We start from the raw sequence: 21,930 nt of genomic DNA, 5'->3' as shown, positions 1-21,930 counted from the left end.
GGAAGGAGTCAGCGATGCGCAAGACCTCGCCGATCGCCGACGTCGTCATGCACCCGGTTCGGCTGCGGATCGTCCAGCAGCTCGGCGAGGGCCGACGGGTCACGACCTCCGACCTCCGGGACGCACTGCCCGACGTCGCGCAGGCGACGCTCTACCGCCACATCGCCGCGCTCGTCGACGCCGGGATCGTCGCCGTCGTCGACGAACGCCGGGTCCGCGGTGCCGTCGAGCGCACCTTCGCGCTCGGCGATCGCATGGCCCACGTCGACCACGACGAGCTTCGCGAGATGGGCGAACGCGAGCTGCAGCAGTCGTTCCTCACCTTCCTCGCCCACCTCGGCGAGGACTTCGACCGCGCGTCAGCCGGTGCCGACTTCCGCGAGTTCCTCGGATTCGGACAGGTTCGGCTGCACGTCGGAACCGACGACCTGTCGCGCATCCAGGCCGGCCTCGGCGAGCTGCTCGCCCCCTACCTGGCTCCGCAGGTCGATGACGAGCAGGGCGGGGCGAGCGGCCGGCGCACGGTGATGCTCTCGACGGTGCTCATGCCCGATCCGGCCGATCAGCCCGCGCCGTTCTCCGCCTCGTAGCTCGCCGACCCCGGCGCCCCGCCGCGCATCGAGACGACCTCGCCCTCGAGGGAGAACGTGATCCAGGCGTCGTAGTACTCGCCGTAGACCGGCACGTCGAGGACGACGGGCGGCGGCCCGCTGTCCGATGACCCCGAGCGCGAGACGTACACCCACTGGTCGGTGCGCGTCGGGTCGGGCTCAGACAGGCCGCTGAGCTCCTTCGCCTGCGCGATGAGATCGGGCATCAGCGAGGTGTCGACCGACCTCGCGTCGAAGAGCTGCAGCTCGAGCGCGGCGGGGTCGGGCTGGCTGCCCGCCGGACCGCTGTTCGTCACCTCGCCGGCGACGACGTCCCAGCTGTCGAGCGTCGCCGCACCGGGGCCGCTCGGCGCGATCGCCGAGAGGTGCTCGCCCCAGAACGAGAGCTGCACGACCTGCCCGGCGCCGATCGCGTCGACGAGCGCGTCGACGGCTCTCGCCGCGTTGTCGCCGACGAACATGCTCGCCGCCGCCGCGGCCTCGGCTTCGGCGGCCTCGGCGTCGGCCCGCGCCTGCTCGTCGGCGGCCATCCGCCCCTCCCACGAGTTCGCGTAGCGGACCTCGCCGAGCGTCGTCTCGCCCGACGCGATCGCAGCGATCGTCGGATACGCCGGGATGAGCGCGAGCGCCGCGCCGACGAGCACCGCGACGACGTAGAAGGCCGGATGGATGCGACGCAGCCCGCCCGCGGCCTTCCCCGCCGCAGCGGGCGCCGGCGTGAAGGGCGCGGCGGTCCGCGTCGAGCGCACCCGCTCGTCGCGTTGCGCGAGCTGCACCCACTCGTCGGGCGGGTCCAAGACGATCGAGACCGGCGACGGCGCGGCCTCCTGCATCACGACGACCACGACGCACTCGGGCTGCAGGCGCGGGATCTCGACGAGATCGACCAGCCGGCGGGTGCGCACCTCGAACGGAGCGCCGAACCGCGGCACGACGACGAGGTCGAGGTCGCAGATCGGCTGGTCGTTGATCATCGTGCCCGTGCGCCGGATCGACCGGACGCGCGCGAGGGCGAGCCGCCCCTCCGAGTCGGCGCGCTGCAGCTCTTCGGCGCTCAGGGGGCCGGCGAGCGCGCCCCCGAGTCCCGCGCCCGCGAGGCTGCGCACGACGAGCACGATCGGGCCGAGGACGCTGAGCGCGACGACGCACGGCACGAACATGCCGACCCATGCTTCGTCGGCCGAGAGGGCCCATGCGGCGGCGCTGGCGATCACGGCGCCGAGCAGTGCGAAGCAGAGGAGTCGGATCACGCGACCACGCTATCGGCGGGTGGACCGCCCGCGCGGCGCACGACACGATCTCGAAACATCCTCGAACTACACTCGACTACCGGCGCGACCGCACCCCGTCGTCGCCGACCGACCCATCCCACCCCGGCCAGAAGCCCGCGAGGAACCAGCAGCATGTCCGAACCCATCACCGTGTCGATCCGGCGCGAGGTCGACCCGTCGCGCATCTCGGAGGCGACCGCCTGGGTGCAGACCGGCGTGAACCTCGCGAACAAGTACCCGGGCTTCCTCGGTTCCGGATGGGTGCGCGCCGGCGAGTCGTCGCAGGTCTGGCACATGCTCTACCGCTTCGCGAGCGAGGAGACCCTCGAGTCGTGGGAGCGCTCGGACGAACGCGCGTGGTGGCTCTCGATGGGCGAGGGCTTCGTGCGCAGCGAGCGGTCGAAGCGCCGCACGGGCATCGAGGGCTGGTTCGACGATCCGGCCACCGGCTCGATTCCCGCGACGGATGCCTCGGGCGGCATCGACCTCGAGGCCGCCGTGCCGTTCGCACCGCCGCGCTGGAAGCAGGCCGTCGCCATCTGGGTCGGCTTCTTCCCGGTGAACCTCGTCTTCTCGTACCTCGTCGCACCCCTGCCGGGCTTCGACGGGTTGCCGATCTGGCTCCGATCGCTCGTGTCGACGCTCATCCTGACGCCGATCATGACGTACTGGGTGCTGCCGTGGGTCACCCGCATGCTGCACCGCTGGCTGCACCGGCAGCGCCCGTCGACCGAGTAGCCCGAAGCGCGCATCGAGACCATCGGCACGTCCGTGGTCCCGATGCGCTCCGCCACTCGACCGACGGCCGGGTCAGTCGCCCCAGGGCATCGGCTTCTCGGGCAGCCGCGCCGAGTCGTCGGGCAGGTGCGGCAGTTCGGAGCCACCGGCGCGGATGCACAGCCAGCGCAGCTGCTCGGTGCCGTCGGGCGCGCAGCGCCACGTGCGGGCGACGTCCTGGCCGACGCGCACGACCGTGCCGGGGCCGACCTCGACGACCTCGTCGTCGAGACCCATCTGCCCGCGCCCCGAGAGGAAGACGTAGAGCTCCTCGATGCGCGCGTGCGTGTGCCAGTAGCCGGCCTCCTCGCCGGGCTCGAGGGCGTTCGCCGTGAGCCCGATGTACTGCATCTCGAGGTCGTGGTCGACGACCCGGCGCCCGTCGCGCGAGCTGTCGGGGCGGAATCCGCCGTAATGCGAGCGCCATTCGTCGAGCGCGCCGATCTCCAGTACCTCGTATGCCGTCATACCGCCACGCTACCGAGGTTCAGCCACGCCGCTTCACGACCTCCGAGGTGAGGGCGGTCAGGTTGTCGACGGTGTCGATCTCGTCGGCGACGGGCACCGCCGTGACGTCCGTCGTGACCGAGCCCGGTCTCGTGATGACCCGCACGTCGAGCTCGAGCGTCGCGACCGCGCCGGCCGCGACGTCGCCCTGGCGGGTGCAGGTCACGACCTGGCGCGCGCTCGTGCAGCTCCAGCCGCTGCTCGCGAGGCCGACGAACCGGAGCCCGCGGTCGAGGGTCGTCCTGACCACGACGGGCGCCTTCGCCACAGCGTTGCCCGCATTCTCGACGGCGACGGCGTACCGCGCCGTCTCCCCCGTGACGAGGCGGCCGACCGAGAGGCCGACCTCGAGGTCGGGCCGCGGCTTCGGCGCGAGGACGAGCTCGAGCGCGATCGAGTCGGTGCCCCCGAGCGCGTCGGTGACGTGCAGCACGACCTCGGTCGCGCCCTCCGCCGTCGTCGATCCGGTGATCGCGCCGGTCGAGGCGTCGAGCACAAGGCCGTCGGGCAGTCCATCGGCCGACCAGGCGAACGGGGCGAGCCCCCCGCCGGCCTCGGCGAGCGCCTCGTACGGCAGCGTCGCGGTGCCGCCCGGCAGGGCGGTCGTGGTGATCGCCACGGCCGGGTGCACGGTGAGCGACAGCGTCGCGTTCGCGGAGCCGAGCGCGTTCGTCGCCGTCATCGGCGACTCGGTCGTTCCCGCCCCGGTCGGCGTGCCGGTCACCTCGCCCGTCGAGGCGTCGAACGACAGCCCGTCGGGCAGGGTGCCGACCGAGATGGTCGGGGCGGGCACGCCCTCGGCGCTCAGCGCGCGAGTGAAGGGCACCCCGACCTCGGCCGCGGCATCCGCGTCATCGACCATCGGGATGCTGCCGTAGAGCACCGTCGCCGAGCCCAGCCCGGTGGCGGACCCGGAGTCGACCGTGTACGTGACCTCCCCGATCTCGTCGGACGTGACCGAGACGCTCGCGACGCCGTGTGCGTCGGTCGTCACGGTGTGCCCGCCGGGCGACACCGTGACGGGGGCACCGGCGAACGGATCGCCGAGCTCATCGAGGAGGGTGACCGACAGGTCGACCTGCGACCCGGCGAGGACCGTGCTCGAGGCCGGGTCGACGGTCGCGCTCGTCGCGACGGGGAAGCGGATCGGCGTCACGCCGCTCACGGCCTCAGCGAAGTTCTGGTCGCCGAGGTACCGCACGGCGAGCGAGTTGACGAACTTCAGCTCGAAGTCGGTCAGGGTCGCGTTGCCGGCCGAGTCGACCGTCACGGGCGGCGCAAGCGGGGCGAGCGAGTTCCCCTCGAGGAACTGCACCGTGCCGGTCGGCACGCCCCGGGAGCCGTCGGCCGCCTGCACCTTCGCGGTCAGCGTCACGGGCGTGTCGGGGCTCGGGTACGTCGATCCCGAGGTCAGCGTCACGACCGGCGTCGCCTTCACGATCGCGAGATCGAGCGTCTGGCTCGTCGCGCCGACGAATTTCTCGTCGCCGTAATAGACGGCGGTCACCTCGTGGGTGCTTCCCGTCGCCATGCCGGTCGTCGGGAGCGCGATGGCCGGGGCGTAGGCGACGTTGTCGCCCCACGTCCACGGGCACCCGCCGCCGGTGAAGCACGGTTCGAGGTAGTTCTGCGTGACCTGCACCGGGTCGCCGAGGGGACGCCCGTCGACGTAGAACTGCACCGCACCGGCGGGACTGGTGCACCCGAGCTCACCGGTCTGCTGGTTCCACGTGCACTGCGTGCCCTGCGCCTTGAGCGGACTGATCGCGGCCCACACCTGCCGGGTGCCGCCGTAGGGAACGTCGCCGGCCGGCCACGTCTTCACGGTCACGGTCGTCTTCTGCGCCGCGAGCACGGGATAGGTCTGTGCGGTCGTGTTGCCCTGCGCGTCGGCCACCTCGAGGTAGACTGCCACATTGCCCGCGTACTGCGAAGAGACCGACACCGCGGGTCCGAGGCGCTGACTGCCGGCGACGACCCATCTGTAGGTGAAGGGCGGCGTGCCGAACGTGGCCTCGGCGGTGGCCGACAGGGCGAACAGCTCACCGGCGATCACCCGGGCGGGCACGACCGCGCTCACCTTCGGCCCGGCCGCACCGGCGGCGACGATGCGCGCCGAGACCTTGGCGCCGTCGGGCTGCACGTACCGGAGCGTGTCGGTCAGGCAGAGGGGCGTCCCTCCGTCGGCCGGTGCGGTCGTGCACCCGCCGACGTCCGCGCTGTCGAGCGAGGAGATCGCGAACATGGGGGCGCCGTCCACCACGACCCGCTCGGCGACCTTGCCTGCGCCGTCCCAGTCGCGGTAGTAGAGCCGCAGGGTCTGCAGCGTCGCTCCGGGAGTCGTCGGCGCGTCGACGTTCTCGGGCAGGCTGCCGTCGTACTTCGTCACCACGAACCAGCCCTCCCCCGACGCCCTCGACCGCTCGTTGAGCGTGAACGAGTCCTGCGAGTCGAGGGGGTTCACCGTGTAGATCATGTCGGCGAAGCGGCCCGAGGTCACCCCGTCGGCCTCGGTCGAGACCCAGAAGGCGGCATCGTCCTCTGCGGGCGGCGCCGGATCCGGGGCGTTCGCACACGGGAAGGCCGAGTAGGGGTTCCAGTCGTTCTCGAGCTGGCAGTCGAAGTCGACGTCGATCTGCGTGGTCGAGAGGAACGTCGTCATCAGCGCGCCGACGCCGGACTCCTTCGAGGCCACGGCGGCGAGGTCGGGCGGGGTCGCCTTCGCATCGGCGAGCGACTTCTTGAGCGTGATCGGGATCTGCTGGTGCTCGTAGATCGTGTACGACTCGAGTGCGATCGTGATGAGGGCGGTGATGATCGTGCCGACGACGAACGCCACCCCGCCGGCGCGGATCACTCCCGCTGAGGTGCGAGCCGCCGTCGTCGCGAACTTGGGCACCTGCTTGAGCCCTTCCGTGGTCGCCTTGAGACCCGCTCGCCCGGCGTATGGGAACACCTTGGCGAACAAATTGGTGGAGCTCTCGGTCGCCGCCATGTAGGCGCGTGCGGCGGCCGTCGTCGCTCCGGTCGCCACCATCCCCGCGGCGAGACCGACGCCGACCGACGACTCCAGCGCGAGGTTCGGGAACACCGGGTCCTCCCACAGGTCCTCCTGCGAGAGGTAGCGACCCCATTGCTCGAACTGCTCGACCGTCGGCCACGGCACGGGGCATCCGGTGGGCCCGAGCTGGCAGGCGACCGTGGTGCCGCTCGAGTCCTGGCACTGCGGCAGCAGGCTCGGGTCATAGACGCCGCCGAACTCGCCGGTGCCCTCCTCGAGCGCTTTCGGCGGGTGGAAGTCGCAGTACCCGCCGCCGTCGGGCAGGAGCGGCACGGGGTCGAGCGAGATCGTCTCGAGCGTCAGGCCCGACCACTCGAGGTACTGGTCGAGCGCGGCCTGGGCCTGCGCGACGAGCTGCTGCTGGTAGACGCCCTGGAACCATTCGTGGACGAGCGCCTCGCCCGCCGTCCGCTCGGCGGCCGGCTTCGCGATGATGCCCAGCAGGTTCATGAACTCCTGCGCGCGCACGGCGTCGCGACCCCACGCGCGCACGGCGTTCGCATCGCCGTCGGGCAGCGAATGGGTCTCCAGCACGTCGGCGATCGCCTGGTTCTCGAAGTCCTCGACGGCCTGGTAGTACTTCGTCGGCAGGTCCCGCAGGATGCCGCTCTCGGTGTTGGCGATGATCGGCGGCACCAGGTCACTGGCCTGCGGCGGCATCGCCGACGCGATCGAGGCGGGCGCGAGGCCGACGCCGGCGAGGAGGGCGACCGCCGCGACGATCGCGAGAAGACGATGCTTGGGGCTCATGCCCCAACGCAACTGCTCCGGTACCTGTCCGGCAATCGGGCGTTTGCCCTATCTTTGGGTCAGGGGTGCTGAGGATGCCTCGACTGACCGGCGACGCCGCAGCGGCGCTCTTCGTCACGACTGCGACCGCGAGCGGTCGCGCGTTCGATGCCGATGCGGACGCCGCCGACATCGCCACGCTGTGCGAGCTGCTCGAGTACTGGCCCCCCGCGATCGAGCTCGCCGCCCACCGCACGGCCGCACTGTCGCTGCCCGACCTCATCGGCGCCCTGCGCGACCGCCCGGTGGCAGAGGTGCTCGACGCGCCCGGGCGCGATCCAGACCGGGCGACCGTCCGCGCAGACGTCGTCCACAGCCTCGACGGCCTGAGCGCGACCGAGCTCGGCCTCGCCGAGCGCTTGGCCGGGTTCGTGGACTGGTGCACGCTCGCCGAGCTCTCCGACGCGGTCCCTGCCAGAGTCGTCGGCGGCCTCCCGGGTCTCGTCGATCGCGACCTCGTCGATGCCGACCGGGCTGCCCCCGAGACGCTCTTCCGCCTGCGCCGACCGCATCGCGAACTGCTCGAGGAACGCGGCGCAGGCCCGGGCGCCGACCATCTCGCCGCGCTGCGCGCCTGCGCGCGCGATGCGTCCGCCGCGCTCCTGATCGGCCTCGCCGACGACGCGTCTGCCGAGCACTGGCACGCGGTCCTCGCCCGCCGCGAGCGCGATCTCCGCGCGGCCGCATGGCGACTCGCCGGTGACGGCGCCGAGGCGACGACCGCTGCCGACCCGGCGACGGGAGCCGGTGAGCTGGTGCTCGCCCTGTCGATGCACGGTGCCGAGTACGGAGGCCTGAACGCCGACGGCGGGCTGCTCGATCTGGTCGTCGAGGGAATGGACTGGGACGCGCTCGGCGCCACGGGCGCTCCCGCGCGACTGCTGCTGCTCCTCGAGGCGTATCGGCTCCGCCGTCGCTTCGAGTCGGTCGATCCCGGAACCGACGCCGACGCGATCGCCGCCGACCTGCGGGCGCTCGTCGACGCCGCCGCCGAGCTCGGCGATGTCGACGTCAGTCTCGAATGCCTGTCGCAGTCGATCGGTTCGGCGAGGACGATCGGTCATCTCGACCAGGCCCGGGCACACGCCGACCAGGCGATCGCGCTCGCGACACGGCACGGCCGCCCGATCGCGCTCGCCCATTTCGAGCTCCTCGCGGCGATGATCGCGCACGTCGAGGGCCGTTTCGACGAGGCTGGGCGGCTCGCCGCGCGCGCGTACAGCGTGGCCCGTCGCCACGACCTGCTCCTGCCGGCCGTACAGTCGGCGCTCATGTTCCATCAATTGCCCGCCGGCACGGCGAACGTGCCGGCGATCCGGCCCTCGGCGCAGGATCTCGCGCTCCTCGTCGACCGGTTGCCGCGCCGTCGATCGCTGCTCGGCCCCGCCTACGGCGTCGCGGCGCAATGCCTCCTCGAGCACGACCCGGCGACGGCGGCGCGGACCACGGCCGCGGGCCTGCGCGCCGCAGCGGCGATCGGGCTGCCCGCAGGCCTCGGCATCGGCGTGATGACCACCGTCGTGATCGCGGCGGTCGGCGGTGAACCGCAGCTCGCCGCCCGGCTGCACGGGGCGATCGCGGATCACGCCGAGCTGGTGCGGCGGGCGATCATCGGCGCCAATCGCGCGCTCTACGACGCCACGATCGAACAGGTGCGCGCCGTACTCGGCGACGAAGCGTTCGCCCGCGCCTGCGGCGAGGGGGCGGCGTGGAGCTGGGCGCGCATCACGAAGGAGTCCCTGGACTTCGCCGACGCGACGGCGAACCCGCAGCCGCCCGAGCAGACCCTGCTCACGCCGCGACAGTTCGAGATCCTCGTACTGCTCGCCGCCGGCATGAGCAACAAAGAGATCTCCGAGCGGCTCGTCGTCGCGCCGAAGACGACGATGCACCACACCTCGAACATCTACCGGCGCCTCGGGGTGCGCGGGCGTGGCGAGGCCGTCGCGTGGGGACGCCGGGCCGGGCTCATCTGACGGCCCGCCCCGTCACTCGCCAGCCCCAGTTGCCAGAAGATGCGCTTCGCGCCGCGGTTTCCGACACTTTCCGGCGACTCGCGGAGGTCGGCGGTCGAACGGCCGGCTCAGCGGGCCGCGCCGATGCGGCGCGACAGCTCCCCCGCGGCCGCACGGACGGCGCCGGTGATCTCCTCGGCTCGCGCCGCGGCATCCGAGTCGGCCCGGTAGGTGACCGCGATCGCCGCGGCCGGCCAGCCGACGTGGTCGAGCACGGCCACGCCCACCGAGGCGAGGCCCTCGGTGACCTCGCCGTCCTCGCCGGCGAACCCCGCCTCGCGCACGCCGTGCAGCACCTGCTTGAGCAGCGAGTACCGCCACGTGCCGGATGCCTCGGGGTCGCCGCGCCACGCGAACGCCGCCCGGTCGGGGTAGAGCGCGCGCAACTGCGCCGGCGGCAGCGCCGCGAGCATCGCGCGGCCGGTCGCGGTGAGGTGCGCCGGGAGGCGCACGCCCACGTCGGTGACGAGCGAGGGGCGACGGGGCGCCCGCTCCTCGACCAGGTAGAGCACGTCGCGCCCGTGCAGCACGGCGAGGTGCCCGCTCTCGCCGATGCGGTCGACGAGCGACGCGACGAGCGGGCCGCCGAGCCGGGCGAGCGGCTGCTGCCGGCTGAAGCCGCTCGACAGCTCGAACGCGGCGATGCCGAGGCCGTAGCGCCGCTCCTCGGGCAGGTGCACGACGAAGCCGCGCTCCTGCATGACGGCGAGCAGGTGGTAGACGGTCGAGCGCGGCAGTTCGAGCGCCTGGGCGATGGTCGCGGCGGGCACCGGGCCGCGTTGCGACGCCAGATGGGCGAGGATCGCGAGCGTCTGGTCGGCGGCCGGCACCTTCGAAGTCGCCATGCGCCCAGCGTATCGTCCGGGATGCCAGACAGCCACCCTCGATCGGGCCTCCCGCGCGCGTCGTCCCCGTTGTGGAATATGAGCATGAGCAGCAACGCGTCCTCGACCCCCACCGCCGTCACCGTCGGCATCGCCGGCCTGAGCATCGACGACGTCGTCGCGGTCGCCCGCCACGGTGCCCCCGTCGTGCTCGACCCGGCCGCCCTCGCCGAGGTGGCCGCGAGCCGCGAGATCATCGACGGCCTCGCCGCCGACCCGAACCCGCACTACGGCATCTCGACGGGCTTCGGTGCGCTCGCCACGACCTTCATCGCCGCCGACCGCCGCGCCCAGCTGCAGGCGAGCCTCGTGCGCTCGCACGCCGCGGGCTCGGGCGCCGAGGTCGAGCGCGAGGTCGTGCGCGCCCTCATGCTGCTCCGCCTCTCGACCCTCATGACCGGCCGCACGGGCGTGCGCCGCGAGACCGCGGAGACGTACGCGGCGATCCTCAACGCGGGCATCACCCCGGTCGTGCGGGAGTACGGCTCGCTCGGCTGCTCGGGCGACCTCGCCCCGCTCGCCCACTGCGCGCTCGTCGCGATGGGCGAGGGCGACGTGCGCGACGCGTCGGGCGAGCTCGTGGATGCCTCGGCAGCGCTCTCGGCGGCGGGCATCGCCCCCCTCCACCTCGGCGAGAAGGAGGGCCTCGCCCTCATCAACGGCACCGACGGCATGCTCGGCATGCTCGCCCTCGCCATCACCGACCTCAAGATGCTCCTCACCACGGCCGACATCTCAGCTTCGATGAGCGTCGAGGGCCTCATGGGCACCGACGCCGTGTTCGCGGCCGACCTGCAGGCCCTCCGCCCGCAGCGCGGCCAGGCGATCTCGGCGTCGAACTTCCGCAAGCTCCTCGCCGACTCGCCGATCGTGCACTCGCACAAGGGTCCCGAAGACGGCCGCGTGCAGGACGCCTACTCGCTGCGCTGCGCCCCGATCGTGCACGGCGCCGCACGCGACACCGTCGCGCACGCGGTCGGCGTCGCCGAGGCCGAGCTCGCGAGCGCCGTCGACAACCCCGTGCTCACGAAGGACGGCCGGGTCGAGTCGAACGGCAACTTCCACGGCGCCCCCGTCGCCTACGTGCTCGACTTCCTCGCGATCGCCGCGGCGGATGTCGCGTCGATGTCGGAGCGCCGCACCGACCGCTTCCTCGACCGGGCGCGCAACCAGGGGCTGCCGCCCTTCCTCGCGCACGAGGTCGGCGTCGACTCGGGCCTCATGATCGCGCAGTACACCGCGGCGGGCATCGTCTCGGAGATGAAGCGCCTCGCGGTGCCGAGCTCGGTCGACTCGATCCCCTCGTCGGCCATGCAGGAGGACCATGTGTCGATGGGCTGGGCAGCGGCTCGCAAGCTGCGCCGCGCCGTCGACGGCCTCGCCCGCGTGCTCGCGATCGAGGTCATGACGGCCGCCCGCGGACTCGCCCTGCGCGCTCCGCTCGAGCCGGGCGCCCCGACCGGCGCGGTCATCGCGCTCACCGAGTCGCTCGGTGCGGGCCCGGGCCCCGACCGCTTCCTCTCGCCCGAGATCGAAGCCATCGCCGCCGCGGTGGCGAGCGGCCGCGTCGCGGCCGAGGCGGCGTCGGTCGCCGGTCACCTCGACTGACCGGAGTCCCCGCCGACGCCGGAGGGCCGGCGCGGTCGCATCAGTTCCGGATGCAGCCGCGTCGGCCCGTTCTGCGTTCGCCCGCATGCCCGGCCCTTCAGGCGGCCCTCGTCGGTTCAGGACCGGTGCGGCGACGCGCCGTCACCGCTGCAAGGAGGGGATGAAAACGTCGCCCGCGCCCGCGCTCCGCCCTGAGAAGGGTGCGAAGTCTCCCCCGAAGAGGGCACGAAGCCTGTGAACTGACCGGTTGTGCCCCACCCGGACGGATGCGAGACTGGGGTTCGTCGGCCCCGAAACCGACGACCGGACGGAACCCTGATGCCCCACCGCTTCGCCTTGATCCAGCACGACCCGCTTCGCGCGCGACGTACGCGCCCCAGCGGTACTGCGATCGCGGCCGCCGCGGTGGCGGTGCTGATCGGGGTCGGGGGCATGACCCCGGCGATCGCCGAAGAGGCGGCTCCGGTCGAGGCGACCAGCACGACCACCGACGCGACGGGCACCGACGCCACGGGCACCGACGCGACCGGTACCGCCGACGCGACGAGCACGGTCGAGGCGACGACCGACACGACCGCGGCGGAGGGCGACCCGGCGAGCGATCCCGCGCCGGCCGATGGCGGCACGACCGAGACCGGCGACGGCACGAGCGGGGGCGACACCGGGGCGACCGACGGCGAGGGAACGCCGACGGACGACCCGACCACCACGCCCACTCCCACGCCGACGCCGACCCCCGAGCCGACGCCCACCCCGACGCCGACGCCGACGCCCACTCCGACTCCGACTCCGACTCCGACTCCGACTCCCACGCCGACTCCGACTCCCACGCCGACTCCGACGCCGACGCCCACTCCGACCGACACGCCGACGCCAACCGGCACGCCGACGACTCCCACGACCGGCGCCCCGACGACGTCGCCGCGCGCGCCCGTCGTGCTCATCGGCGACGGACCGTTCGCCCGCATCTCGAGCGGGGTCGACTCGAGCGTCGGTCCGATGCTGCAGGCACGGGCGAAGCTCGACCGGGCGGTCGCCGCGCTCCGCGACGCAGAGGCCGACCTCGCCGCGGTCCGCTCCACGCGCGAGGTCGCGCGCGGCATCGCCGAGCACATGCAGTCGCTCGCCGAGCAGGCGCGCGAGAAGGCCGACGCCGCGGCGGCCGTATACGTCGCGGCGTCGAAGGGCGGCAACGCCTCGCTGAACTCCATGGAGGCCGCGTTCGGCTCGGGGCACGACCTGCTCGCCGGGCTCGGCGGCGTCGCCCGCGTCAGCGAGATCGCCGGCGACACCGAACAGCTGCTCGAGATCACCGCGAAGCGCGACGCCGAAGCCGATGCCGCGCAGGAACGCGCCGACGAGGCCTGGGCCGACGTCGAGGCGATCGACGTCGAGGCGGCCGAGCGCAAGGTCGAGCGGGCGCAAGACGCCGTCACCGCTGCGCGAGCCGCGCTCTCCGGCCTGAAGACGCGCGTCGCGTCATCGAGCGTCGCGTTCATCGAGACGCTGCCGACGGACTCGGGCCAGCTGAGCGACCAGGGCTGGTCGCTGCCGGTCACGGGCAACCTCACCGACGGGTTCGGCCCCCGCCCCGACAAGCCGTTGGCGGGCGTCAACGACTTCCACCGCGGCACCGACCTCGCGACGGGCTGCCGCAACCCCGTCTACGCGGCGACGAGCGGCACGGTCGTCGAGGCCCGCGCGAACGGCACGTACGGCAACTGGGTGCTCATCGACCACGGGTCGGGCATCTCGACCGGGTACGCGCACCTCATCGACGGCGGCATCCTCGTGACCCCCGGCCAGAAGGTCGAAGCAGGCGAGCTCATCGGTGCCGTCGGCTCGACCGGCGCATCGACCGGTTGCCACCTGCACTTCGAGGTGCGCATCGACGGCAGCGCGGTCGACGCGATCCCGTTCATGGCCGCACGCGGCATCGAACTCGGCTGATCCTCGGGTCCCGTCGACGATCGTCCGCCTGCGAGGCGGCACCGGTGTGCCGCTGCGGCCGCGGCACCCGCGTGCCGCCTCGGTCGTGGCGCGGTCGCCCGGTTGACGCGAGGTCGACCCGCGCGCTGCCTCAGGCGATGAGGCCGGCTCGACGTGCGGCGGCGACCGCCTCGGTGCGCGTGGTCACGCCCAGCTTGCGGTGGATCGACTTCACGTGGCTCCGCACGGTGTTGGTCGAGACGAACAGCTCCGACCCAATCTCCGCGGCACTCAGCGCACTTGGCAGCAGGGTCAGTACCTCGAGCTCGCGACGGCTCAACGCCTCGCGGTTCCCCGCGGCACTACGACGGGTCTTCGAACGCTCGCGGACCTGCCGGATGCGCGCCGGGAGGGCACCGGGGTCGGAGAACCCGACGCACAGCTCCTCGGCACGGTTGAGCGACACGACGGCCTCGGCGGCGCGGCCGAGTGCGAGCTCCGCGCGCGCGAGCTCGATGAGCAGGTGCGGCACGACGAGCACCGAATCGCCCTGCTGGCGCGCGGTCTCGAGCGCGCCGGCGGCGATCGCGCGCCCTGCGACGGCGTCGCCCGACTCGGTACGATGCCTGGCCAGCGCCTGCTCGGCGGGCAGGTAGACAGGATCGGGACCGATCTTGTACGCGGCGCGCGCCCGCACGCTCCGCTCCACCTGCTCGGCGGCCGCGACACGATCATCGAGCTCGAACAGGCAGAGGGCGCGGTAGGCCGGGACGAACAGCCGCAGGGGACGCGCGAGGGGCCCCGCGCGTTCGACGTCGTCCAGCAGTTCGAGGGCCTCGGTGCACCGTCCTTCGAGATACCGCATCGAGGCCGTACGCATCGCGACGAGCGGCATGAGCGGGCTCGATGCGTCGTACGAGGCGAGGAATCGCTGGCCAGCACGGTGGGCCGTGCCGACATCGCCGAAGCACGCCATCGAGTGCACGAAGTCCTCGACGTCGTCCCAGTTGCGAAAGCCCTCTACCGCCCGGCCGACGGCCGCGAGCCGACCGCGCGCGAGTGCGCGGTCCCTCCGCGTCGCATCGCCGGCGGTCGACGTCGCCCAGGCTTCGTAGAAGGCGAGCCGGGGGTCGCGGTCGAGCGCCGACTCGGGGATACGGTCAAGCCAGCTGAGCCCGAGCGACTGCCGCGGCACGATCGTCGTGCTGCGCACGTTCGCGAGGATGTCGGCGATGGTGTCGTAGTCATCGGCACCGAGCAGATGGTGGATGGTGGCGACGAGGTCGTGCTCACGCTCGAAAACCGCGAAGGCCCGGCGATGCAGCTCGCGGCGCAGGAGCGGATCCTCGCGCTGGAGCTCGGCGGCGAGACGGTCGCGCACGAGATGGTGCAGCCGCCACCACCGCCCCTCGTCGTCGAGCGTCGCGACGAGCCCCGTGCGGGCGGCGACCTCCATGGCGAGCGGCCAGGCGCGATCGTCCTGCACCACCTCTTGCACCGTCACGGCGTCGAACCGTTCGAACACCGAGAGGCTGAGCAGCAGCGCATGATCCTGTCGCGAGCTCCCGGCGAGCCCTTCGCGCACGAGGGCGTCGAGGCCCCCGTCGTCGGGGCGGTGCGCACCGATGCCCGCGAGCGGCACGCCCCGCGCAAGGGCCGATCCCACGAGCGATACGGCGGCGGGCCAACCGCCGGTGACCTCGACGACGTGCGCGACGTCGGAGGCGGTGAGCTCGAGCCCGTGCGCGTCGCGCAGCAGCACGGCGGCCTGCCGGTCGTCGAGCCGCAGTTCCTCCACGCCGACCTCGATCGCCCGGCCGCGCGCCAGAAAGCGGTCGACGGCGGGCAGCGCGAGCGGCGTCCGCGTCGCCACGATCGTGGTGAGGTTCTCGGGCGCACGGCCGACGAACCAATCGAGGCTCGCGACAGTGTCCTCGTGCGTGAGCCGGTGAGCATCGTCGAGCACGAGCACCCAGTCGGCATCCGTCGCCGCGAACGCGTCGATCAACGGCACGATCGCGCCCGCGCGTGCTCCGCCGACCCCGGATGCCTCCGGTACGCGCCCGCTCCACAGGCCGGCGCCTGCGGCCGCAGCCGTGATCGCCGCCCAGAGCCCGGCCGGGTCGTCATCGTCGACGTCGAGACTCACCCAGATGCACCGGGCGGGCCGGTGGCCCCCGAAGCCGTGCGCACGTGGGTCACCGTCGGCCAGTGAGCCACCTTCCGCCCACAGGGCTGCCGCGGTCGTCTTGCCGTACCCGGCTGGCGCACGCACGACGACGACCGCGGGGCGCGCTCCGCTCCGCTGATCGAACAGCTCAGGTCGCGCGATCACGTTGGGCCCTGGCGTCGGCGGGCGGAACTTCGTGGCCGGGAACATCGCCTCATATTCTCGCTCAGAGAATCACCCAGGTGAATTACGCGACACCGCCCCGCGACGGCTGCTCGAGGAACCTCTCGATCCAATACCTTCGAACCATGACATCCCTGCAGCCGGCACCGGTCCTCCGCGTTCGACCTCGCGTCTGGATCGGCCTCGTGATCTGGGCCGCATATGCCGTGCTCGTCTTCATCGTGCAACAGCTGAGCGGCATTCCGTACACCGACTTCGGCCGCGATGCCGGCACGCTCTTCCTCGGCGCGGGAATCTCGCTCATCATCGGTGCGGTACTGCTCGCGATCACGACGAGCCTGCTCGGATGGTGGCATCCCGCCCTGTTCGATCGCAAGCACAGCGCGCGCTGGCCGATCTTCGTGCCCGCGATCATGGCGGTCGCCCTCGTCATGAACCTCGCGAGCACCGACTGGGGCTCTTACGACCTCGGCTTCTTCGCCGCGTCCGTCGTGCTCCTGCTCGTCGGCTTCACCGAGGAGATGGCGACCCGCGGCCTGCTGCTCGTCGGCCTCCGGAGCCGTCTCGCCGAGGGTTGGGTGTGGTTCATCAGCTCGGCCGCGTTCGCGCTGATGCACTTCACGAACGCGCTCTCGGGCCAAGATCTCGGGCTCACGACGACGCAGGTGGGCATGGCGTTCCTCGGCGGCACGGTGTTCTACATCCTGCGCCGCACGACGGGCACGCTCATCTGGGCGATGGTGCTGCACGGCCTGTGGGACTTCTCGACCTTCGCGGTCGGTCACGGCACCGCTGGCCCGCTCGCCGCCCTCGGCGGCACCGTCGACCTCGTCGCCGGCGTGCTCGGCCTCATCGTCGTCGCCTTCGTGATCCGCGGCGCCGACGAGCGCATCGAGTCGCCGCGCGCGGCTGCGAGCCTCGCATGACCGCCGCGGAGACCACCTGGACCCCGTGGAGGCGGTTCTGGGAGCGCGGCGGCTGGTGGCGGTCGCTGCTCGCCGTCGTCGCGTACTACACGCTTTACCAGGGCGGCTCGTTCCTCTTCGGCCCGCTGCTGGCCGGCATCGACGACCCGGCGATGGCCGTCTTCGTCGGCACCGCGCTGCCGATCGCGCTCGGCGGCGTCATCCTCGTCGTGTTCGCCGTCTCGCTGGGGTGGCTGCGCGAGCTGTTCGGTCCGCAGCCGATCCGCGGGCGAGGCTGGATGTGGATCGCGGTCGGGGTCGTGCTGCTCTTCAACGTGCTGCGGTTCGCGACCGTCGACTACGCCGAGGCCGGCGCCGCCATGGTGATTACGTGGCTGGTCGCGGGCCTGTTCATCGGTTTCGCCGAGGAGACGCTGACGCGGGGCTTCGTGGTGAACCTCATGCGCAGGCACGGCTATCGCGAGATCTCGGTCGCGGTCGTCTCGGCGGCGCTCTTCGCCGCGCTGCACGCGGGCAACCTGCTGTCGGGCCAGTCGCCCTTCGCGACCCTGCTGCAGCTCGTCTACACGTTCGCGTTCGGGCTGTGCATGTACCTCGCCCTGCGCGTGACGGGCCACCTGATCTGGCCGATCCTGCTGCACGCCTCGACCGACCCGTCGATCTTCCTGCAGACCGCCTACCCGGCCGAGGGCGCACTGACCGGCATCGCCGGCCTGGGCAACGTCGGCGTGATCATCACCGGCCTCGTGCTGCTGATCTTCATCCGGGGCAGGGTCGGCGAGAACGCGGCCGGCCCGGGACTCGTCGAGCCGGGCGCCGCCGTTCCCCGCTGAGCCGCATCGGGCAGCCGCACCGCTCCGCCCCCGGCATCCCGCACCACCGAACAGCCCCCGGGCCGACCAGGCCCGGGGGCTGTTCCCATCCCGCACGCCGGCCCCCGCCGACGGCGAGGCCTTCACGCCGTCGCGAGCGCCTCCGTCGGCGAGAGCCGAGACGCCCGGATGGCCGGGTAGAGCCCCGCGACCACGCCGACGACGACGGTCGCGAGCAACCCGCCGACCGAGGCCCAGATCGGCACGAGCGTCGGCCAGCCCTGCAGCAGCGAGCACACGGTCGTCGCGACGACGCCGACGATCACCCCGGCCGCCCCGCCGACGAGCGCGAGCAGCAGCGACTCGGTGAGGAACTGCGCGCGGATGTGCCCGCGCGTCGCACCGAGCGATCGGCGCAGGCCGATCTCACCACGGCGTTCGAGCACCGAGATCACCATCGTGTTCGCGACGCCGACGCCGCCGACGAGCAGGGCCACCGCCCCGAGCCCGACGAGCAGCCCCGTGAACGCCTGGTCGGCCGCCGCCCGCGCCACGAGCGCATCGGAGGGGCGCGAGACCTGCACCTCGTTGGGACTCGTCGGGTTCGCGGTCGCGGCGAGCACGTCGCGCACGGCGTCGACGGCGTCCTCGTCGGTGCGCACCGTGACGGCCGTCGGGTGCCCGTCGAAGTCGAGCAGCGCCTCGGCGACCGGCCAGCCGATGAGCGCCGCGGTGTCGAGCTCGGTCGCGAGCGGCACGGGCGCGAGGATTCCCGCGACCGTGAACCACTCGCCGCCGATGAGCACCCGCACGTCGGCGCCGGCCCGGTCGATGCCGAGCAGCTCGGCGGCGGCCGACCCGAGCACGACGACCGGATGGCGCTCGGTCGCGGCGTTGAGCCAGTCGCCGTCGGCCAGTTCGGCGCCGACGGTCTCGGGCATGTCGAGGTCGACGGCGTAGGTGGCGATGCCGCCCGACTCGTTCGGGTCGATGAACTCGTTGCGGTACACCTTCGCCTCGACGGTTCCGAGCGCCGAGACGTCGGTCACCGGTCCGATGCGCTCGATCATCGCGGGCGCCTCGTCGGGCAGCGTGGCGGCCTCGCCGAAGAGGTCGTTGCCCGGCGCCACGGCCAGGAGGTTGGTGCCGAGCCGGTCGAGCTGCCGCTCGAGCTCGGCGCGGCTCGAGCTCGAGATGCCGACGACCGCGATCATCGCGGCGATGCCGATCGCGATGCCGAGGGCCGACAGCACGACCCGCAGGGGCCGTGCCCGCAGCCCCGCGCCGCCGACGCGGAGCACGTCGCCCGCGCGCAGGCGCGCGGGTGCGGGCAGCTCCGCGGGTGACCGCGGTTCCGCGGGTGCGGGCGGCACCTTCCGGCCGGATGCCTCGGGCGCACGCCGGCTCACGGCTGCACCTCCCCGTCGCGCAGGGCGATGCGTCGCCGCGCCCGGGCCGCGATGTCGTGGTCGTGCGTGATCACGACGACGGTCGTGCCCTCGCGGTTGAGTCCCTCGAGCAGGCCCATCACCTCGCCGCCGGAGGCCGAGTCGAGATTGCCCGTCGGCTCGTCGGCGAGCACGATGCCAGGGCGCCCCGCGATCGCACGGGCGACCGCCACGCGCTGGCGCTCACCGCCCGACAGCTCGTGCGGACGATGGCGCAGCCGGTGCCCGAGGCCGACGCGTTCGAGCGCCTCCCCCGCCAGCTCACGCCGCTTCGCGGTGCCGACGCCCTGGTAGAGCAGGCCCTCGGCGACGTTGTCGATCGCGGGCACGCCGGCCGCCAGGTGGAACTGCTGGAAGACGAACCCGATGCGGTGCGCCCGCAGGCCCGACAGCTGCCGGTCGGTGAGTTGCGCGGTGTCGTGGCCGTCGACCCGCACGACGCCCTCGGTCGGGCGGTCGAGCGTGCCGATGAGTTGCAGCAGGGTCGACTTGCCCGACCCCGAGGGCCCGACGATCGCCGTGAACTCGCCCGCGTCGATCGAGAGGCTCGCGCCACGGAGCGCGGTGACGCCGTCGTACGACTTGCCGACGGCCTGGAGCTCGACGATCGCGCTCACGACGCCACCACCACCGTGTCGCCCTCGGCGATGCCGGCGCCGGCGACCTCGACCCGCCCGTCGGCGAACAGCCCCGTCTCGACGCCGACGAGCTCGGTGCCGTCGCCGCGCACGACCTCGACGGCGTAGCCGCCCTCGGCGAGCGCGAGCAGCGCCGTCACGGGCACGCTGAGCACGCCCTCGCGGGTCTCGGCGGTGAAGGCCACCTCGGCGGTAGACCCGCCGGCCGCACCGACGGCGGCCGGGTCGTCGGGGGTCGCGGTGACCCGGAGCACGGTCGTGTCGCCGTTGCCCATGGGCGGGTCCTCACCGGGGATCACGACGGTCTCGACCGAGGTGACCGTGGCGGGGAACGTCGTTCCGTCGGGCAGCGCGACCTCGACGACCGCGCCGACGACTGCGTACGCGGCATCCGTCTCGTCGAGGTCGACCTGCACGACGCGGTCGGTGCTCGCGGTCGTGAGCACCTCGCCTGCGGCCGCGTCGCCGACGGCGGCCGCGACCGAGGTCACCTGCACCGATCCGCCCGCGTAGTGGATGCGCGACGGCTCGACCGTGCCGGTCTCGTCGACGCCGAGCGCCTCCTGCCAGTCCTCGACCGCGTCGGCGGTGGCCCACGTGTAGTCGTCGTCGACGTCGAAGCCCGTGTAGCCGAGCGCGGCGAGGTTCTCCTCGAACTGGCGCACGTCGGCGCCCGAGGTTCCCGGCGCGAGCACCCGGTAGGCGGGCATCGCCCCGACGAGCAGCACGACGGGTGCGTCGTCGACCCGGTAGAGCTGACCGCCGCGCTCGACGACGGCGCCGGCCGCGGGCAGCCACGTGAGGGTGCCGCCGTCGGCGCGCAGCACGGTCTCGCCCGCGTTCGCGAGCTCGCCCGATTCCGTCGTCGTCGCGATGAGGTCGCCCCGCGTGACCTCGCCCGTCTCGGGGGCGGCCGGCGCGGGCGTCGCGGCGGCCGGGGCGAACCCGAACCCGCTCGCGGCCGCCGCGGTCACTCCCACGCCCGCCACGGCGAGCAGGCCGAGCCCGATCCAGCCGAGTCGTGCCCGCGTGCTCACGACTCGCCGCCTTCGCTCGTCGCCGGCCCGCCGTCTTCGCCCTTGGGCTTCGGCATCGACTCGCCGCACTTCTCCTGGGCTTCGCGGAACTCGTCGCTCTCGGGGTCGAAACCCATGTCCGAGTCGATCCGGAGGCCGCCGTCGGCGCTCGGGTCGGGGAATCCCTCGATGCCCTCGTCGCGCATGCACTCGGAGAACTCGCGCATCTGGGCGAGCTGCTCGGCGTTCGGCTTCGGCATCTCGCCGCCGTTCGGCATGAACTCCTTGCAGGCCTCCATCGCCGCGTCGACCTCGTCGGGATCGGATCCCTCGGGGATCGCGATCGCGAACCCGCCGTCCTCGGTGTCGGGGTCGGGCATGTCGATGCCGTGCTCGCGCATGCACTCGGCGAACGCCACCTGGTCGCCGTCGCCCCCGCCGCCGCCGTCACCGTCGTCGCCGCCCGGTGGCGACGACTGCTGCGCCTGCGGGTCGCCGTCGAGCGAGGCGACCCCCGACGCCGCGGGTGTGCAGCCGGCCAGTGCCAGCGCGGCCGCGAGGGCGATGACGACCGAGAGGGATGCCTCCCGCCGATGTGTGCGGAACATGTCGAGTCCTTTCGTGTGGGCGTGTCAGCGGTCGCTGTGCACGCAGGCCGCCTGGGCGGCGAGGTAGTCGGGGGCGGTCGGATCGATCGGGCTCCCGGGCGGGATGTCGATGACGCCGTCGGGACGCGGATCTGGGTAGTCGTCGACCCCGTGCTCGCGCATGCACTCGGCGAGCTCCCGCAGCCGTGCGAGCTGCTCGGGGTCGTGCTCGGGCGGGGCGCCGGCGCCCGGCATGAAGCGGGCGCAGGCGGCGAGCGCCTCGTCGACCTCCTCGATGGGCACGCCCTCGGGGTACCGGTACGTGAACGAATGTCCGTCCTGCGTCGGCATCGGGATCGGCACCCCCTGCTCGGCCATGCACTCGCTGAGGCCGCGTGGGTCGCCGTCGAGATCGAGCGCCGGTTCGGTCGTCGACGCGAGGCCGGCGATGCCCGGGGCATCCGGGTCGTCGAGCGACGCGACCGACGGCGGCGCGTCGGCCGTGCACCCGGCGAGCAGGAGTGCCGCGGTGACGACGAGCACGCCGAGCATCGGGGTCGCGAGCCGGCTGGGGCGAGGCATCCGAGGTCCTTCCGTCGAGCGGGGCCGCCGCGGCCCCGGGTCTGCCCAGCACACCCCAGCCGCCGTTTCCCGGTCGTGACCGTGCGCGCTAACGCCCCGGTAACGCGCCGACCGGC

Annotated in this window: 17 protein-coding genes; 7 read left to right on the top strand and 10 right to left on the bottom strand. The window is 73.0% G+C overall.

Annotated features, from left to right (window positions below; genetic code table 11):
* The first annotated feature begins 14 nt into the window (after positions 1–14).
* Positions 15–590 carry a helix-turn-helix domain-containing protein gene (locus PX701_RS01365; protein WP_231429768.1) on the top strand — a complete coding sequence of 192 codons (576 nt, stop codon included), beginning with the start codon at positions 15–17 and terminating at the stop codon, positions 588–590.
* On the opposite strand, the gene PX701_RS01360 is transcribed toward PX701_RS01365, so the two are convergent.
* A complete protein-coding gene (locus PX701_RS01360) occupies positions 563–1,861 on the bottom strand; it encodes a hypothetical protein (RefSeq protein WP_275505253.1) in 1,299 nt (432 codons plus the stop codon). The genes PX701_RS01365 and PX701_RS01360 overlap by 28 nt on opposite strands.
* A 153-nt stretch (positions 1,862–2,014) precedes the next feature.
* Between PX701_RS01360 and PX701_RS01355 the strand changes: the two genes are divergently transcribed.
* Positions 2,015–2,620 carry an antibiotic biosynthesis monooxygenase gene (locus PX701_RS01355; RefSeq protein WP_231429766.1) on the top strand — a complete coding sequence of 202 codons (606 nt, stop codon included), beginning with the start codon at positions 2,015–2,017 and terminating at the stop codon, positions 2,618–2,620.
* A gap of 72 nt (positions 2,621–2,692) precedes the next feature.
* Here the strand turns inward: PX701_RS01355 and PX701_RS01350 are convergent, their stop codons facing one another.
* A complete protein-coding gene (locus PX701_RS01350; RefSeq protein WP_231429765.1) occupies positions 2,693–3,127 on the bottom strand; it encodes a cupin domain-containing protein in 435 nt (144 codons plus the stop codon).
* A gap of 19 nt (positions 3,128–3,146) precedes the next feature.
* A complete protein-coding gene (locus PX701_RS01345) occupies positions 3,147–6,977 on the bottom strand; it encodes a putative Ig domain-containing protein (RefSeq protein WP_275505252.1) in 3,831 nt (1,276 codons plus the stop codon).
* Positions 6,978–7,051: 74 nt separating this feature from the next.
* On the opposite strand from PX701_RS01345, the gene PX701_RS01340 reads away from it, so the two are divergent.
* Complete coding sequence (locus PX701_RS01340) at positions 7,052–8,992, top strand: LuxR C-terminal-related transcriptional regulator (protein ID WP_231429763.1); 1,941 nt, start codon at positions 7,052–7,054, stop codon at positions 8,990–8,992.
* Positions 8,993–9,099: 107 nt separating this feature from the next.
* On the opposite strand, the gene PX701_RS01335 is transcribed toward PX701_RS01340, so the two are convergent.
* Entirely contained in the window at positions 9,100–9,876 is a 777-nt protein-coding gene (locus PX701_RS01335; RefSeq protein ID WP_231429762.1) for an IclR family transcriptional regulator, read from the bottom strand.
* Positions 9,877–9,960: 84 nt separating this feature from the next.
* On the opposite strand from PX701_RS01335, the gene hutH reads away from it, so the two are divergent.
* Positions 9,961–11,523: a histidine ammonia-lyase gene (hutH, locus tag PX701_RS01330; protein WP_231429761.1), complete on the top strand. Its 1,563-nt coding sequence runs from the start codon at positions 9,961–9,963 to the stop codon at positions 11,521–11,523.
* 432 nt (positions 11,524–11,955) lie between these two features.
* Entirely contained in the window at positions 11,956–13,473 is a 1,518-nt protein-coding gene (locus PX701_RS01325) for a M23 family metallopeptidase (RefSeq protein ID WP_275505250.1), read from the top strand.
* Between the two features lie 130 nt (positions 13,474–13,603).
* Here PX701_RS01325 and PX701_RS01320 read toward each other — a convergent pair whose 3' ends face one another.
* On the bottom strand, positions 13,604–15,832 hold the full coding sequence (locus PX701_RS01320; RefSeq protein ID WP_275505248.1) for a LuxR C-terminal-related transcriptional regulator: 2,229 nt from the start codon (positions 15,830–15,832) through the stop codon (positions 13,604–13,606).
* Positions 15,833–15,930: 98 nt separating this feature from the next.
* Here PX701_RS01320 and PX701_RS01315 point away from each other — a divergent pair, with 98 nt between their 5' ends.
* Both PX701_RS01315 and PX701_RS01310 read left to right on the top strand, forming a co-directional pair.
* Positions 15,931–16,731 carry a CPBP family intramembrane glutamic endopeptidase gene (locus PX701_RS01315; RefSeq protein WP_275505247.1) on the top strand — a complete coding sequence of 267 codons (801 nt, stop codon included), beginning with the start codon at positions 15,931–15,933 and terminating at the stop codon, positions 16,729–16,731.
* Positions 16,728–17,564, top strand: a complete 837-nt coding sequence (locus tag PX701_RS01310) for a CPBP family intramembrane glutamic endopeptidase (RefSeq protein ID WP_275505246.1) — start codon at positions 16,728–16,730, stop codon at positions 17,562–17,564. Before PX701_RS01315 ends, PX701_RS01310 begins: the two co-directional genes overlap by 4 nt.
* 122 nt (positions 17,565–17,686) lie before the next feature.
* Here PX701_RS01310 and PX701_RS01305 read toward each other — a convergent pair whose 3' ends face one another.
* The 5 genes from PX701_RS01305 to PX701_RS01285 are packed head-to-tail and all read right to left on the bottom strand — an operon-like array spanning position 17,687 to position 21,814.
* Positions 17,687–18,952, bottom strand: coding sequence for an ABC transporter permease (locus PX701_RS01305; protein WP_275505245.1), 1,266 nt, complete (start codon positions 18,950–18,952; stop codon positions 17,687–17,689).
* Complete coding sequence (locus PX701_RS01300; protein WP_231429758.1) at positions 18,949–19,608, bottom strand: ABC transporter ATP-binding protein; 660 nt, start codon at positions 19,606–19,608, stop codon at positions 18,949–18,951. Before PX701_RS01300 ends, PX701_RS01305 begins: the two co-directional genes overlap by 4 nt.
* Positions 19,605–20,666: a peptidoglycan-binding protein gene (locus PX701_RS01295; RefSeq protein ID WP_275505244.1), complete on the bottom strand. Its 1,062-nt coding sequence runs from the start codon at positions 20,664–20,666 to the stop codon at positions 19,605–19,607. Before PX701_RS01295 ends, PX701_RS01300 begins: the two co-directional genes overlap by 4 nt.
* Positions 20,663–21,253, bottom strand: coding sequence for a hypothetical protein (locus tag PX701_RS01290; RefSeq protein ID WP_231429756.1), 591 nt, complete (start codon positions 21,251–21,253; stop codon positions 20,663–20,665). The genes PX701_RS01295 and PX701_RS01290 overlap by 4 nt, the downstream gene beginning before the upstream one ends.
* 24 nt (positions 21,254–21,277) lie before the next feature.
* Positions 21,278–21,814: a hypothetical protein gene (locus PX701_RS01285; protein ID WP_231429755.1), complete on the bottom strand. Its 537-nt coding sequence runs from the start codon at positions 21,812–21,814 to the stop codon at positions 21,278–21,280.
* Between the last annotated feature and the right edge of the window lie 116 nt (positions 21,815–21,930).

It is taken from the genome of Agromyces chromiiresistens (assembly GCF_029167465.1).
Classification (GTDB): domain Bacteria; phylum Actinomycetota; class Actinomycetes; order Actinomycetales; family Microbacteriaceae; genus Agromyces; species Agromyces chromiiresistens.
This window is presented reverse-complemented; position numbering and strand designations above follow the sequence as displayed.